We start from the raw sequence: 15,888 nt of genomic DNA on the forward strand, positions 1-15,888 counted from the left end.
CTTCACTCAGTAGTCAAGGGGCTTCTGACATGGGAATCGCCTCACGGGTGGCGAGTTTTTGCCATGCTTCGGGTAGTCGCTCTTGCTATGTGAATGTAGTTTTGCTACCTTTTGCCTGTGCGAGGAGCGGGCTCAAGGGGCTGGCCGCGCAAGAACATGAGACGCAGCCGCCTTCCGGGTGGTCTGCCGCGAACGGGGACCGAGGATGCAGCGAGTAGATGTGATGGGCGTGGTTCTGGGGCTGAGGCCGGATCAGGGTGCGTGCGCATGAGTGCGATTGCGCCGCGTGCATCGGCTGCTGAGGCGCCGGCCTACCCGAGTCTGGTGGCGGATGTCGGTGGCACCAATGCCCGTTTCGGCTGGCTGGCGCAGGCCGGCGCTGCGGTGACGGACGTGCAGGTGCTGCCGGTGCGTGAGCATCGCAGCCCTTTGTCGGCCGTGCAGGCCTATCTGGCGCTACAGCAGGAGCGCCTGGGTGCGGCCTATCAGGCGCCACGCCGGCTGGCGTTTGCTCTGGCCACCTCGGTCGGGGGTGATCGCCTGGAGCTGACCAATGCGCACTGGAGCTTTTCGCGCAGCGAGCTGCAGGCGCAGCTGGGGCTGTCCAGCCTTCTGGTGCTCAATGATTTCGAGGCCCTGGCCTTGTCGCTGCCGCGCTTGTCGGCGGCGCAGCTGCGCCAGTGGGGTGGTGCGCGGGTGCTGCCGGGTGAGGGTCTGGGGGCGGCGGGTGCCTTGGCCGTGATTGGCCCGGGCACCGGCCTCGGCGTGGCCGGTGTGCTGCCTTCGCGCCACGGCTGGATGGCCTTGCCGGGTGAGGGTGGGCACATGACGCTGGCGCCGGCCGATGGCTTTGAGAGCGAGTTGCTGGCCCGGGTGCGCACCGAGTTTGCGCATGTCTCTGCCGAGCGCCTGCTCTCGGGCATCGGTCTGCCGGTGCTGCATCAGGCGGTGCGGGCGGTCTTGGGTGCGCCGCTCACCGAGGCGCTGAGCACCGAGCAGATCGTCGAGCGCGGCCTGACCGGCGCGGATGCCTTTTGCGAGCGCAGCCTGGCCACCTTCTGTGCCTTGCTGGGCGGCTTCGCCGGCAATGTGGCACTGGCGCTGGGCGCGCGTGGTGGGGTCTATATCGGCGGCGGCATCGTGCCGCGCCTTGGCGACTACTTCTTTGCCTCGCAGTTCCGTGAGCGCTTTGAAGCCAAGGGGCGCTTCCGTGCCTATCTGGAGGAGATCCCGGTGGCCTTGATCACCGACACCCTGGCGGCGCTCAGTGGTGCAGCCCTGGCCTTGGAGCAGCAAGATGCGATGCGCCTGTAGTTGGATGTAGTTGAATTACAAGCTGCATGACTTTCAGCCTCGGTGATGACCCTGATCTGGACTGAGAGTGGTATTAAAAACGCGTTAAATCAGCGGTTTTTTCAGAAACAAGCATCTAAAAATGGTTGCTTGAACGCAAAACTAGGGTTTACGTTTGTTGGTCTGAAAATCTAGTTTTGATACAAACTAGTTCAGACATCAGGTTCAAAGTCATGGCATCCGGCGCACCAGCGGCGGGGCAGGGCGGCGAAGGGTTCGTTGGTTCGGTCGTTGTTGAGTACGTAGCAAGCAGTCGAGATTCAGGAGACAAAAGATGAGTACTTCCGCAGAGAAGCGCAAGCAGGCCCTGGCAGTGCAGCGCGAAATTTTCAAAATCAACCCGGTGGCCGTGGGCTGCAGCCTGTTGATGTTGGCCACGGGTGCGTTTGCCCAACAATCGCCGGCCAAACTGGACACTGTGCAGGTGACCGGTATCCGCAAGGGCATCGAGGACGCCATCTCGGTCAAGAAGAACAGCGACTCCATCGTCGAGTCGATTTCTTCCGAAGACATCGGCAAGCTGCCTGACAACAGCATTGCCGAGTCTCTGGCTCGCCTGCCGGGTCTCTCGGCCCAGCGCGTGGCCGGCCGGGCTCAGGTGATCAGCGTGCGCGGCCTGTCGCCCGATTTCGCCACCAGCCTGCTCAACGGCCGTGAGCTGGTCAGCACCGGTGACAACCGCAGCGTCGAGTTCGACCAGTACCCCTCGGAGCTGCTCAGCGGCGTGACCGTGTACAAGACCCCCGACGCCGGCCTGATCGGCCAAGGTCTGTCGGGCACCCTGGACATGCAGACCGTGCGTCCGCTGAACTTCGGCAGCCGTGTCGTGGCCCTGAACGCCCGCGGCCAGCGCAATTCGCTCGGCGCCGCCGGCAATGCCAAGGCCACCGGCAACCGCTTCAGCGCCAGCTACATCGACCAGTACGCCGATCGCACGGTCGGTCTGGTGCTGGGCTATTCGCACCAGGAAACGCCGATCCAGGAAAACCAGGTCGGCCTGTACGAGCCCTGGGAAGCCGTGGGCAATGGCTGGCGTCCGGGCGTGGCGGCAGGCACCTTCTATTCGAACGGGATTAAGGCCCTGCGCCGCACCGGCTTCACCAAGCGTGACGCCTTGATGGCGACCCTGGAAGTCCGCGCCTCCAAGGCCTGGACCAGCGTGCTGGACGTGTTCCACACCACGGCCAAGCAGGAAGACACGGCCAACCAGTTCGAAGTGAACCTGGGCGACTACAACGGCACCAACGGCGCTTACCGCATCGACATCAGCAACGCACAGGTCAACGGCAACGGCACCTTCATCGGTGGCTCGGCGGCCAATCTGTTCCCGCTGGTGCGTGGCATGTACAACAAGCGCGAGGACAAGATCGACGCTGCTGGCTGGAACAACAAGTTCAGCTTTGGCGATGTGAAGGTCACCGCCGATGTCAGCTATTCCAAGGCCAAGCGCGATGAGCTGAACCTGGAGAACAACACCCAGCTGGCGCCGGTCGGTGCGACCTCGGCCTGGCTGGACACTCTGAAGCTCAACTATGCGACCGGTGGCTTCTCCACCCTGGCGCCCACGCTGAGCTATGCCGATCCGACCAAGCTGCTGCTGCGCGGCACGATTTACGGTTCGGGCTACGGCAAGGTGCCCAGCGTGGAAGACGAGCTCAAGAGCTTCAAGCTGGCCGCCACCATGCCGGCGCCGTCTCTGCTGAGCGGCATCTTCTCGGATGTCGAGGTCGGCCTGAATTACGCCGATCGCTCCAAGAAGAAGCGCCAGCCCGAAGGCAATATCAACCTGGGCAAGCAGGGCGAGACCGCCATCGGCTCTGAATTCCAGTACGGTCTGGTGGACCTGGGCTTTGCCGGCATTGGCAACATTCCGGCCTGGAACGTGCCCGGCGCCGTGGCCAAGTACATGACCTTCGAGCCCAGCTCGACGGCCGCGAACTACCTGATCGCCAAGTCCTGGGATGTCAACGAGAAGATCACCACCGGCTTCCTGAAGGGCTTCATTGACTCCAAGTGGGGCGGTGTGGATGTGCGCGGCAATATCGGCCTGCAGCTCCAGCGCGTGGACCAGTCCTCGGACGCCATCCGCCTGACCGGTGGCGAGAACCCCAAGCCGGTTCACGACGGCAAGACCTACACCGACGCTCTGCCCAGCATGAACCTGGCCTTCGGTCTGAGCAATGACCAGACCGTGCGTGTCGGCCTGGCCAAGCAAGTGGCCCGCCCGCGTGTGGATCAGCTGCGCTCGGCCATCGAGTTTGGCGTGGGTGACACCGTGAACTCGCAAGGCTTCCGCGAGCCCGGCGCCAGCGGTGGCAATGCCAAGGTCGACCCCTGGCGCGCCGTGGCCTTCGACCTGTCCTACGAGAAGTACTTCGGCAACAAGGCTTACGTTGCTGCCGCCTACTTCTACAAGGACCTGAAGAGCTACATCTACACCCAGAAGATCTCGAACTATGACTTCTCGGCCTACCTGCCCGATGTCAAGCCGATCCTGGGTCCCGATGGCAAGCCTCTGCCGATTCAGCCCACCGGCACCTACACCGCGCCGGAGAACGGCAAGGGCGGCCGCCTGTCGGGTGTGGAGCTTTCGGCCTCGCTGCCCCTGTCCTTGCTGACGCCGGCTTTGAGCGGCTTCGGCATCCAGGCCAGCGCCAGCTTCACCAGCAGCGGCATCAAGATCCGCGATCCGGAAAGCGCCTCCAGCGTGGGCAGCGGCGACATCACCCTGCCGGGTCTGTCCAAGCGCGTCACCAACCTGACGGCCTACTATGAGAAAGACGGCTTCGAGTTCCGCATCAGCAACCGCCGCCGCTCGGACTTCATCGGTGAAATCGGCAACTTCAATGGCGCTCGCACCCTGCGTTATGTGGTGGGTGAGAACATCACCGACGCGCAGATCGGCTACAGCTTCAACGATGGCGCCTTCAAGGGCCTGGGCTTGACACTGCAGGTGAACAACCTCGGTGACGCGGCGTACCAGACCTATGCTGGCACCAAGGATCGCCCGCTTGAGTACATCAAGTGGGGTCGCAGCTGGTTGGTGGGCGCGAGCTACAAGTTCTGAACCCTGCCTTGACCGCAACCCCTGCCGGCCGCCCAGCCCGCAGGGGTTTTTACTTTTGGGTAGGCCCAAGCCTCGGGCCCACAGGACCAGGAAACGCTGAATGAACGACGACCACTCCACCGCATCCGCTGCTCCCACCTGGCGCCGGCGCCAACTGCTCCAGGCGGCTGGCGCCGCTGCGGCCGCGTCGGCGGCTTCGGTCTGGCCCGGGTCGTGTGCCTGGGCGGCGGAACTGCCGGACGCCGGCCGCTTCATCCGGCCGGCGCAGATGACCGGCGCCGCGCTCTCGCCCGATGGTCAGCGCCTCGCCCTGCGTACGACCGGCCCGCATGGCCGCTGGATGCTCAGCGTCCTGCTGCTGGACACCTTGGCGCCCACCGTGGTCTACAGCAGCGAAGGCGCTGATGTGGGCCGCTTTCTCTGGGTCAACAAGGAGCGCCTGGTCTTTGATTTGCAAGATCGCGAAACGCCCGAGGGCCGGCAGGATGCGGCGCCCGGTCTGTTTGCTGTCGATCACGATGGCAGCCGCTTTCGGCAGCTGGTCGAGCGCCAGCGGGTGCTGGTTCGCAGCGGCAACGAAGTCCGCAGCCTGGAGCCTTGGAACACCTTTCTGCTCCATGGTGACACCCAGCGCCGAGGCGATGAGGTGCTGGTGGTGCGCCCCGAGGCTTACACCGACAAGGAGCTGGGGCATTTCAAGCTCCTGCGTCTGAACACGGTGACGGGTCGCAGCCGCGAGATCGACAGCCTGCCGCAGGCGCAGAGCTGGTGGTTCGATGCCGCTGGCCATCTGCGCCTGCAGCGCACGCTGGAGACCCCGGCTGCCACCTCTGGCGAACGCGCAGCGGCCCCGCGCGGCCGCTACCTTTGGCGTGATTTGGGCAGCGCCTCCGACAAGGAGGCCTGGTGCCCGATCGCCGAGTTCAACCCCATCACCGGCGAGGGCGACTTCCGCGTGCGCCACCTCGGCGCCGACGGCAAGCTCTACGTCAGCGCCCGCCGCCAGGGCGCCGACAAGCTGGCCTGCTGGCTTCTCGATCCAGTCAACGGCCAATGGTCAGAGGCGCCCCTGGCCCAGCATGCGCAGTTCGACATCGATGCCGAGGTGATCACGCGTCAGGACCGGGTGCTGGGTCTGCGCTTCAGCATCGACGCCGAGGTCACGCAGTGGCTGGATGCGGACTTGCAGGCCGTGCAGGCCCAGGTCGACAAGGTGCTGCCGCGCACCGCCAATCGCCTGTCTGTGCCTTGGAGCGGAGATGCGCCCTGGGTGCTGATCGAGGCCTCGGCCGACATCCAGCCCACGCTCTATTTCCTCTACAACCGCCAGACCCGCAAGTACACCCGACTGGGCAGCGAGCGGCCTGATGTCGAGGCCAAGCAGATGGCCGCCATGGACCTGCACCGCCTCAAGGCGCGTGACGGCCTGGAGCTGCCCGCCTGGCTGACCCTGCCCAAGAGCAAGAACCTGGCCGACAAGCCGCGCCTGCCCCTGGTGGTGCTGATCCACGGTGGCCCCTGGGTGCGCGGCCCGGCCTGGGCCTGGGACCCCTATGTGCAATTCCTGGCCGCGCGTGGTTATGCCGTGCTGCAGCCGCAGTTCCGCGGCACCTTGGGGCTGGGTCAGAAGCACGAGCGCGCCAGCTGGAAGCAGTGGGGCCAGGCCATGCAGGACGACATCAGCGACGCCACCCGCTGGGCCATTGAACAAGGCGTGGCCGACCCTGCCCGCATCGCCCTCATGGGCGCCAGCTACGGCGGCTACTCGGCCCTGATGGGCCTGGTGCGCGAGCCGGCCTTGTACCGCTGCGCCGTGGCCTGGGTGGGTGTGACCGATTTGAATCTGCTCTACAGCGTCAGCTGGAGCGACACCTCGGATGCCATCAAGCAGCACGGCATGCCTTTGCTGCTGGGCGATCCGGTCAAGGACGCGGCCCTGCTGCGCGCCCAGTCGCCGCTCAGCCATGCGGCGGCGATTCGCCATCCGCTGCTGCTGGCTTACGGTGAGAAAGACCGGCGCGTGCCCCTGATCCACGGTGAGGCCTTCCGCAAGGCCTTGCAGGCCGCGCCTGGCCGCGCGCCCGACAGCCTGGAGTGGCAGGTCTATGCCGACGAAGGCCATGGCTGGCGCGCGCCCGCCAACGACATCGATTTCTGGAATCGTGCCGCGCGTTTTCTGGATCGCCACCTGGCGGAGGTTCGCAGCTGAGCCTCCCGCCATAACGTTCTCCAGAACGCTCTACAGTCCGGCCATGAGCATCGATTCCTCCGCCCTTGCGGCCCTGGCCGGCCGCTACTCTCAAGGCCCGAAGTACATGATTGCGCCGGCGCCGAGCCGCGCGCAGTGGCAGCAGGCGGCCGAGCTGGCCTTGCGCGCGCCCGACCATGGCGGCCTGCGGCCGTTTCGCTTTGTGCTGGTGTCCGAGGATCAGCGTGCGTTGCTGGCCGAACTCTTTGTCAATGCCGCTCGGCGCTGGGGCCAGAGTGAGGCCGAAGATCTGCAGCGCGCCCACGACCGCGCCTGGAACGGGCCCGGCCTGGCCGCCTTGATCGTGCGCCTGCGCGAAGGCGAGCCCGAGGTGCCGGCCCATGAGCAGCTGCTTTGTGCCGGGGCGGGTTTGATGAACTTCCTCAATGCCCTGCATTTGATGGGTTATGCCGCCAAGACCTTGAGCGGTGCCGCTCTGCGCGACCCGGCGCTGCAGGCGGCCTTTTGCCAACCCGGCGAGCAGCTGCTGGCCTGGGTGCTGGCCGGCACGCCGCTCAAGCCGGCCCTGCCGCGCGCGAAGCCCGGGATTGCATCGCCGGCCCAGGCTCTGTCGCAGGCCGAGGTCTGTTCGGACTGGACGCCACCGGTCTCCTGAGTGATTCCGGTCTTTGCTGTGGTTTTGCCCGAATCGTGGTTCGGGTGGGCCATGCGGGTCCGGGCTGTGCCCGTGTTCATGGGAGAGGGAGGAGTCGCCGCTGCGCGGCCTTGATGGACGTGGATCTGGGTGACTTCAAACCTCGCAATGACCGTTTGGGTCACGCCGCCGGTGATCAGGTGCTGGCGGAAGCGGCTCGGCGCATGGCGAGTACGGTGCGAACCGTGGACACCGTGCCTCGCTCAAACGGGGGGGAGTTCGTGGTCTTGCAGGACGAGATTCGCAATGGAGTTGATGACTCGGGCTTGAGCGCTGCTTCTGTCGGCAGTGATCCGTCTGGACCCGTGAGCCGGACGGAGATGCGGCCCGTGGGCAGGGATCACATCTGCTTGAACAAATGGTTGTAGGCCTCGGCCACGGGCAGGATGTCTGCGTGGTCCTTGAGCCGGACCTGCAGGCGGCCGCGGAAGTCGCGGATGACGCTGGCCACGGCCGCCACATTGAGCAGGGTGGAGCGGTGGATCTGCCAGAACTGCTGCGGATCGAGTTCTTCGACCAGCTCCTTCAGCGGCTTGCGGATCAGGGCCTCGGAATCGCGCAGGACCAGGCGCGTGTACTTGCTGTCGGATTGGAAGTACAGCACCTCATCCACCGTGATCAGGCGCAGGGTTTGACCCACCGAGGCGTTGATCCAGCGCAGCGGCGTGCGTGAGGCGCTGGGCTCGGCGGGGGCCGCAGGCTGCCAGGCACGCTCCTGACCCGTCGCCGGACTGGCGAGCCGGGCCTTGAGCCGGCCGATGGCGGTGAACAGCCGGCTGGGTTCCAGAGGCTTGAGCAAGTAGTCCACCGCGCCATGATCGAAGGCGGCGATGGCATGCTCGTCAAAGGCGGTGATGAACACCACATGGCTGCGCGTACCCACCTGCCGCGCCACATCGAGACCATTGGCGCCGGGCATCTGGATGTCCAGGAACAGCACATCGGGCGCATGCAGATCCAGCAAGCGCAGGGCTTCGATGCCGTCGGCGGCCTCACCCACGATGCTCAGCTCGGGCCAGAGCTGGGCCAGGCGCTCGACCAGCTCCTGGCGCAAGGTGTGCTCATCTTCGGCGACCACGGCGGTCGGTGCGCTCAGGGATCTCATGGGGGCAGTTCCAGGGTGAAGTGGGTATGGCCGGTCGTGCTGTAACAGCGCAGGCGCGCGAGCCCGGCGCTGCAGTCGCGCAAGCGGGCCGCCAGTTCTTGCAAGCTGGCGTCGTCGCCGCAGAGGCCCGGCAAGGACAGCTTCAGCGTCAGGCTCAGGCCTTGCTCGCCTGCGCCGAAGCCGCGCGCCGCCAACTGAGCCTGCGTGGGCAGGCTGTGTTGGCGCTGCCACGCCAGGCGCAAAGCGCGTTGCAGCAAGGGCAGCAGCAGCATGGGCGGCAGCGTCCGCTGGCGCAGTGACTCGGGCCAGTCGGCGCTGAACTGTACCGGGCTGCGGTGGCGGTCGGACATGACGGCGAGGTAGCTGTCCAGCAGTTCGGTCTCGATCTCGAGGCGGCTGCCGCTTTCACGAAGGCGGGGCAGGGCCACGCGCAGGTGGCGGATCAGACGCTCCAGCCGCGCGGGAGCTTCGGCGCTGCTGTCCTGGTAGGCCTGCTCGACATCGACCAGGGTATCGAACAGAAGCTCCGGTTCTACCTGGGCTTGCAAGGCGGCGAGACGGCTGGCCAGGGCCTGGCGGGCCATGGCGCTGTGGCGCAGCAGCAGCTGGTCCAGCTGTGCTTGCGCCTGGGTCTGGCGCCGCTGCATCTCGGTCAGCGCGACCAGCAGGCCACAAGGGATCAGGGCGTACAGCGCGCCGCTGAGCCATTGCTGCCAGCCGAGCGGTGGCCGTGTCATCCCCTTGCGTTGCCAGAGCAGGGCTTCGTAATCGGGCCAGGCCAGCCCATGAATCACGCCCTGCGCCAGGCCTTGTCCCAACAGAGCGCCGGCCACGGTGGCGGCCACCAGCAGCCAGATCCGGCGCCCGCCCTCAAGCTGGCTGCGCAGCACCGGCAGCCAGGTCAGCAGCAAGCCCAGCAGCACCAGCTGTGGTTTCAGCAGCTCGCGTGCCACGGCCAGTTGCCAGCCCGGCACATCGCTGACATGCACCAGCTCGGGCAGGTCGATCAGGCCGTAGAGCAGGGCCAGCAACAGGCCTGACAGGGCTTCGCGTGGCGTCAGCGAGCGCCATGCGGCCCAGGTCCGGGAGGCCAGGCGGCTCATGCCGGCAGGCCCGGGCGGGTCGCCGTACCCGGATGTGACCGGTGGGCGGATGGAGGCGCCTGCTGGATCATGTTCGAGGCCATGCTTGAACCCCTGTTCAGGGGCAGTTGCAAGCGCACCCGCACGCCGCGCGGTTCGGCGGCTTCCAGCACCAGGGCGGCGCGATCCCCGAACAGGGCGCTCAGGCGCGCCCGCGTGTTGGCCAGGCCGACGCCGGAGCCGCCTTGGCCGCTGAAGCCTCGGCCGTCGTCCAGCACCTGCACGCAGAGCTGCTCGCCCTCGGCCTCGGCGCTGATGTGGATGTTGCCGCCCTCGGGCAGGGGAGCGAGGCCATGTTTGATGGCGTTCTCCACCAAGGTGGGCAGCACCAGCGTGGGCAGGCTGGCATCGCGCAGCCCAGGCTCGACCGAGACCGTGAAGCGCAGGCGCTCACCCATGCGCATCCGCAGCACGCTCAGATAGTTGCAGACCAGATCCAGCTCCTGACCCAGGGTCGACTCGCTGCGGCGCATGGCGGGCAGGGCGGCACGCAGATAGGCGATCAGTGCTTGCAGCATGTCACGGCCGCGTTCCGGTGCGGTCTCGTACAGGCGTTTGACATGGGCCAGGGTGTTGAACAGGAAATGAGGTTCGATCTGGGCCTGCAAGGCGCTCAGCTGGGCCTCCAGCTGTTGCCCCCTCAGACGCTCTTGTTCGCGGGCATTGGCGGCCAGTTGTTGGTGCAAAGCCTGGTGCCTGTGGGTGAAGAGCAGCAGGGCATAGGCCGCCCCGCCGATCATGATCCAGAGCAGGGAGGTGGAAAACACCCAGCTCCATTTGAAGACGGCCTCCGGGTTGTCCAGGCGACCGATGACATGGCGCAGCAGCACGCTGACCGGCGCGGCCAGGCCTAGGGCCAGGCCGCGCCAGCGGAGGGCGGGGCCGCAGTGCTTGCGGTGCTGCAGCCAGGCTTCCACCAGTGCAATGGCCAGCAGCAGGGTGAAGCCGGTGATCAGGTTCTGTCGGGTGAAGCGCACCCAGAGATGCACCCAGCTTTCCAGTGAATCCTCCGGCTTGTACCAATGCAGGGCGCGCGAGGTGGCGACCAGCAAGCACAGGTAGTAGACGGCGGCCACCACCCGCAGCTGGACGATTTGCAGAAAAACCTGGCGGCCGCTTTTCGGGCCAGCGCTGCGGGTGTCGTTGAAGGCCATGGACATGGCCGGCATTCTCGCGGCTGGACAAGACCGCTGCTGTGGCATGCGACGAATGCCGCCCCGCGCGGACCAAAGGCGGTTTTTGCGGCGCGGCGGCGCCCGGTCTGCCGCCGTTGGCGGCGCCGCGAGCGCCTCGCGCCCGGTTTCAGCGGCTGATCAGCACCCGCCCGCCGTGAGCGGGCAGGGTCAGCGTCAGCCTCGCGCCCTCGGCCCGCGGCGCCACGCGCGCGGTTCCGGTGTTCAGAGCCTCTCGCCAGGCGCGGCCTTGCAGAGCGGTCGGCAGCGTCAGCTGGACACGGCGCGGCCTGGCCGCATTGTTCATGGCCGTGAGGGCCCAGGTCTCGCCGTCCTGTCGCGCCAGCACGATGACCTTGGCATCCAGGTGCAGCGGCGCACTGAGGCTGCCGTGGCGCAGCACGGGCTCGGCATGGCGCAGGGCGGTCAGTCGCTTGAAGTCGGCCAGCAGGGCCAGGTCCGGCCGGCCGCCTTCGTCGGCCCAGGGGTAGGGCGCGCGGTTGTAGGGGTCCTCACCGCCGCCCAGGCCGACTTCGTCGCCGTAGTAAATCGTCGGTGCGCCGGGGAAGACCATCTGGAAGAACACCGCCAGGCGCAGGCGCTGCTTGGCCAGGCTCAGGGCTTGGGCGCTGCGCTGCTGGGCGCTGGCGCCGGGCTCATCCGAATAGCCAAAGTGGTGCAGGGCACGGGCCTGGTCGTGGCTGGAGAGCAGGTTCATCAGCGCGTAGAAGGCCTGGGGCGGGTAGGCCTCGCGCATCAGTTCGATCTGGGCGTAGAGCTTTCTCGCATCGCCGCCGGCCGCGTACTCGAGCACGGCATTGCGGAAGATGTAGTTCATCGTCGAATCGAACATATCGCCGAGGAAATACTTGCTGGCATCGAACCAGGTCTCGGCCACGGTCAGCGCATCGGGCGTCGTCGCCTTCACCACCTGGCGCCATTCGCGCCAGAAGTCGTCGGGCACCCAGGGCGCCACATCCATGCGCCAGCCGGCGGCGCCGAAGTCCAGCCATTGCCGGGTCACCGAGTCAGGCGCACGGTAGGCAAACTCGCGAAAAGCGGGCGAGTTCTTGTCCAGCTCGGGCAGGTCTTTCACCCCCGTCCAGCCCTGGTACTGGTCCTCGGGCTTGGCCTGGCTGGGGTCGAGCTTGAACCAGCTGGCGTAGATCGAGTCGGGGTTAAGCCGGCCGCCGTCGAAGGCGCCGCCGGGCTTGAAATTCCCAAAGCGGTTGAAGTAGGGCGAGTCGCTGCCGACGTGGTTGAGCGAGGTGTCCGGGATGACGCGCATGCCGCGCTTGGCGGCCTCCAGCGTCAGGCGCTTGAAGTCCTCGTTGCTGCCGAAGGCCGGGTCGATCTGCTTGTAGTCGCCGGTGTCGTACTTGTGGTTGCTGGCCGCGCGGAAGACCGGCGTCATGTAGATCGTGTTGGCGCCGAGCTCGCGGATGTAGTCGAGCTTTTCGATGATGCCGGCCAGGTCGCCGCCGAAGAAATCGTTGTTGTAGACGCCGTCCGAACCGTCGCCGCTGCCTGGTTTGTAGGGCTTGCTCAGCCAGCGGCTGTGGCGCTCCACGCCCTGGTATTGGTAGTGCTCGCGTCCCGGCTGCGGGTCGTTGCTGCGGTCGCCGTTGCGGAAGCGCTCGGGGAAGATGGAGTAGTAGACGATGTCGCGCGCCCAGTCGGGCACTTTGAAGTCGGCGGCGTAGACGGTCTGGCGGTAGCGGCGAATCTGTCGCGGGTTCTCGGGTCGCAGGTCCAAGGGCAGCAGGTCCACGCTGCCAGCGCCCATGCTGCCTTTTTCGCGGGTCCAGAACACCGGATCGCGGTTGTTGTGGAACACATAGTTCTTGCCGGAGATCTCCACCTCGAAGTGGTAGCCGTAGATGGCCGGCTCCGCGAGCACCACGGTGCTGCTCCAGCGCTCGCGGCCCGCTTTGCTTCCGCCTTCCTTTTGCAGAGGCAGGCGCTGCACCTCGCTGTACTCGAGCAGCTCCTGATTGCCCTCCAGCCGCCGCTTGGCGACCACGAGGCTGGCGCGCTGCACGCCGGGCAGGGCGCTCAGACTGAGGCGCAGCGGCGTGCCGGGCGTGACGGCGCCAAACGGTGCTTTGTGTTGCAGATCGCGCGAGTCAAAGCGCAGGCTCAGGGCCACCGGGTCTGTGACGCTGGGCGCGCTGCGGAGCTGGGGCGGTTTGCCGGCAAAGGGCTGGATGGCCAGGCTGCCGCTTTTGTCCGTCAGGCGCAGCACCAGCTTGTGCATGCCGCCCTTGAAGCGCTGGTTCAGCGACGGGCCTTTGAGCTGCAGGCGAGCGGCCGAGCCGCCGAAGTCGGCATCGGGTGACCAGTCTTCGTCGGCGATCTTGAAGCTCTGCTCGCCTTGCAGCTTCAGGTAGAGCTCATAACGGTCACAGACATAGACCAAGCGATGGGCATCGCTCGCGCTCCAGTTGTTGAAGCTGCCGCGCAGGAACAGCTCGCGTGTGCCCAAGGGGCTGGGCGTGCAGTTGGAGCTGGCTTGGGCCGGGCTGTGGATCAGGGGCAGGGCGAGCAGCGCAGCCAGCAGCGCGCCACGCATCACCCTTTCACCCCACCGGCCGTCAGGCCCGAGACGATCCAGCGCTGGGCCAGCAGGAAGACTGCCGTGATGGGCAGGCCCGAGAGCACGGCCGCGGCGGCGAAATCGCCCCAGAGGAAGCGTTGGTCATGCAGAAAATACTTGGAGCCCACGGCCAGGGTCAGATTGCCCTCTTCGCGCAGCAGCACCGAGGCGACCGGATACTCGATGATGGTGCCGATGAAGGCCAGCACAAACACCACCATCAGGATGGGCAAGGCCATGGGAAGCAGCACCATGCGGAAGGCCTGCCAGTGCGTGGCCCCGTCGACCTTGGCGCATTCCTCGATCTCGACCGGAATCGTTTCGAAGTAGCCCTTGATGGTCCAGATGTGGGTGGCAACGCCGCCGAGGTAGGCCAGCACCAGGCCGCCGTGGGTCTCCAGGCCCAGGGCCGGCACGAAGTTGCCCAGGGTTTCAAAGATCGCGTAGATCGCCACCAAGGCCAGCACCGGCGGGAACATCTGCAGCAGCAGCATGCTGTTGAGGATGGGCGTCTTGAAACGGAACTGCAGGCGGGCAAAGCCAAAGGCTGCGGTGGTGGAAATCGCCACGATCAGAAAGGCCGAGAGGGTCGCCACCTTGACCGAATTCCACAGCCAGGTCAGCACCGGAAAGGGCGGCTGAACCAGGCTGCCATCGGCCGCCTGGTAGGGGATGCCCAGAGCCAGCTTCCAGTGCTCCAGGCTGATCTCGCTGGGGATCAGCTGGCCGGTTGCGAAATTGCCCGGGCGCAGCGAGATGCTGACGATGGCCAGCAGCGGGAACAGGGTCAGGGCCAGGAAGACCCACATCAGCCCATGCGCGGCCCAGACCTGCCAGCGCGCCTTTTTGCCTCGAACGATGGCCATTAGCGGCTCCCCCAGACGACGGGTGTGTTTGTCATCATCATGATCGTCATGAATTGGCTTTGCGCATCAGGCGCAGATTGATCAGGGACATGGCCGCCACCAGGAAGAAGATCAGGGTGGAGATGGCTGCGGCCAAGCCGAAGTCCGAGCCTGAGTCCTTGAAGGCGATGCGGTAGGTGTAGGACACCAGGATGTCGGTCTGCCCGGCCGGGATCTTGGTCGAGAGGAAATCGGGCCGGCCGTCCGTCAGGAGCGCGATCAGCACGAAGTTGTTGAAGTTGAAGGCAAAGGCGCTGACCAGCAGGGGTGCCAGCGGCTTGATGACCAGGGGCGCGGTGATCTTGAAGAAGTTGGTCAGCGGGCCGGCGCCGGCAATCGCCGAGGCTTCGTACAAATCGGCCGGGATGCTCTTCAGCAGGCCGGCGCAGAGAATCATGATGTAGGGGTAGCCCAGCCAGACGTTGACGATCAGCAGCATCACCTTGGCCAGCAGCGGGTCGGCAAACCAGGCCGGCTTGATGCCAAGCAGGGCATCGAGGATGGCGTTGATCTCGCCGAAGTTCTGGTTGAACAGGCCCTTGAACACCAGGATGGAGATGAAGCCCGGCACCGCGTAAGGCAGGAAGAGCAGGGTGCGGTAGGTGCCGCGGAACTTGAGGTCGTCCCAGTTCAAGAGCACGGCCAGCAGCATGCCGATGGCGGTGGCGCAGAGCACGGTCAGGGCCGAGAACAAGACAGTCCAGCTGAAGATGGCGAGAAAGGGGCCGCGGAACTCCGCGTCCATCACCATGCGCGTGTAGTTGCGCCAGCCCACCACGACCTTGAAGCCGGGCTGCTGCACCTCGCCAGCGGCGCTTTCGAAATAGCCGGTTTGCAGATTCGGGCTGAAGCGGGTCTGGTCGGCCAGGCGCAGCAGGCTGCCATCGTCCAGTGCCTGCCAATGGCGGCTGATGGCGCCGAACTCGCGCAGTCCCAGATAACGCAGCTCCTGCGCGGCGCCGGGCAGGCGCAGCTTGAGCTGCATCAGGGCCTCACGGTGCTCGATCAGCTCCCGCAGGGGCAGGGCTTGCTGCAGCGGTGCGGTCAGGGGTTGCTGGGCGGACTGCGCGGGCAGCATGTCCACGCTCAGTTCCTGGCGGGTGGTCTTCAGGGCCAGGGCCGGCGAAACCCAGCTCGGGCTGCCGTCCTCGGCGCGCAGCACCAGGCGGAACTCCGGCCCATCGGCATGCAGGGTGAAGGCCTGGGTCTGGCCGGGCACCGCCTCGTGCTGGTCGAGCAGGTACTCACGCACCCGCTCCTGGCTCAGCAAATGCGCCGAGGAGTAGTTGGTGAAGCCGATCTGCGCCGTGTAAATCAGCGGGAAGGCGATGAAGATCAGCATGCCGGCAATGCCGGGGAAGAGGTAGCGCAGGGCAAACGCCGCCTGGCTGATGTAGATGTAGAACACCAGGACGAAGAAGCCCAGGGCGCCCAGGGCCAGCCAGGTCTGGCCGGCGGCATGCATCAGGAACACCAGGTAGAGCGAGGCCAGGCCGGCCGCGCCGGTCAGCGGCCAACGCAGGCGCTGGGCCAGGCGTTCCAGGCGGCTGGGCGGCAAGCGGGTGTAGACGCCGCGGCCCGGGGTGGAGGCGTGCGCAGGAGCTGCGTCCGAAGGCGAGAGGCTGGCGGGCGGATTCATGGACGG

At 66.2% G+C, this 15,888-nt stretch carries 11 protein-coding genes; 5 read left to right on the forward strand and 6 right to left on the reverse strand.

The genetic code is table 11. The features are described from left to right. Positions 1–267 precede the first annotated feature (267 nt). From glk to AC1Q6P_RS08505, 5 genes are all read left to right on the forward strand, one after another. Positions 268–1,314 carry a glucokinase gene (gene glk, locus AC1Q6P_RS08485; protein WP_492663672.1) on the forward strand — a complete coding sequence of 349 codons (1,047 nt, stop codon included), beginning with the start codon at positions 268–270 and terminating at the stop codon, positions 1,312–1,314. Between the two features lie 313 nt (positions 1,315–1,627). After that, positions 1,628–4,420, forward strand: coding sequence for a TonB-dependent receptor (locus AC1Q6P_RS08490; protein WP_492663671.1), 2,793 nt, complete (start codon positions 1,628–1,630; stop codon positions 4,418–4,420). 100 nt (positions 4,421–4,520) lie between these two features. Beyond that, a complete protein-coding gene (locus AC1Q6P_RS08495; protein ID WP_492663670.1) occupies positions 4,521–6,629 on the forward strand; it encodes an alpha/beta hydrolase family protein in 2,109 nt (702 codons plus the stop codon). 43 nt (positions 6,630–6,672) lie between these two features. Then, entirely contained in the window at positions 6,673–7,284 is a 612-nt protein-coding gene (locus AC1Q6P_RS08500; protein ID WP_492663669.1) for a nitroreductase family protein, read from the forward strand. A 44-nt stretch (positions 7,285–7,328) separates the two neighbouring features. Next, positions 7,329–7,691, forward strand: a complete 363-nt coding sequence (locus tag AC1Q6P_RS08505; protein ID WP_492703151.1) for a diguanylate cyclase — start codon at positions 7,329–7,331, stop codon at positions 7,689–7,691. On the opposite strand, the gene AC1Q6P_RS08510 is transcribed toward AC1Q6P_RS08505, so the two are convergent. The 6 genes from AC1Q6P_RS08510 to malF form a co-directional block, all read right to left on the reverse strand. Continuing rightward, on the reverse strand, positions 7,664–8,428 hold the full coding sequence (locus AC1Q6P_RS08510; protein WP_171825882.1) for a LytR/AlgR family response regulator transcription factor: 765 nt from the start codon (positions 8,426–8,428) through the stop codon (positions 7,664–7,666). The two genes, AC1Q6P_RS08505 and AC1Q6P_RS08510, sit on opposite strands and share 28 nt — an antisense overlap. Continuing rightward, the gene (locus AC1Q6P_RS08515; protein ID WP_492663667.1) at positions 8,425–9,531 is read right to left on the reverse strand and encodes a histidine kinase; all 1,107 of its coding nucleotides are present in this window, start codon (positions 9,529–9,531) and stop codon (positions 8,425–8,427) included. Before AC1Q6P_RS08515 ends, AC1Q6P_RS08510 begins: the two co-directional genes overlap by 4 nt. Continuing rightward, positions 9,528–10,730, reverse strand: a complete 1,203-nt coding sequence (locus AC1Q6P_RS08520; RefSeq protein WP_492663666.1) for a sensor histidine kinase — start codon at positions 10,728–10,730, stop codon at positions 9,528–9,530. The genes AC1Q6P_RS08515 and AC1Q6P_RS08520 overlap by 4 nt, the downstream gene beginning before the upstream one ends. 142 nt (positions 10,731–10,872) lie before the next feature. After that, a complete protein-coding gene (locus AC1Q6P_RS08525; RefSeq protein WP_492663665.1) occupies positions 10,873–13,314 on the reverse strand; it encodes an alpha-amylase family glycosyl hydrolase in 2,442 nt (813 codons plus the stop codon). Next, positions 13,314–14,204: a maltose ABC transporter permease MalG gene (gene malG / locus AC1Q6P_RS08530; RefSeq protein ID WP_171825886.1), complete on the reverse strand. Its 891-nt coding sequence runs from the start codon at positions 14,202–14,204 to the stop codon at positions 13,314–13,316. The genes AC1Q6P_RS08525 and malG overlap by 1 nt, the downstream gene beginning before the upstream one ends. A gap of 46 nt (positions 14,205–14,250) precedes the next feature. After that, positions 14,251–15,882, reverse strand: a complete 1,632-nt coding sequence (malF, locus tag AC1Q6P_RS08535) for a maltose ABC transporter permease MalF (RefSeq protein WP_492663664.1) — start codon at positions 15,880–15,882, stop codon at positions 14,251–14,253. Positions 15,883–15,888 lie beyond the last annotated feature (6 nt).

Source organism: Roseateles sp. GW835-FHT13E02, from assembly GCF_058794035.1.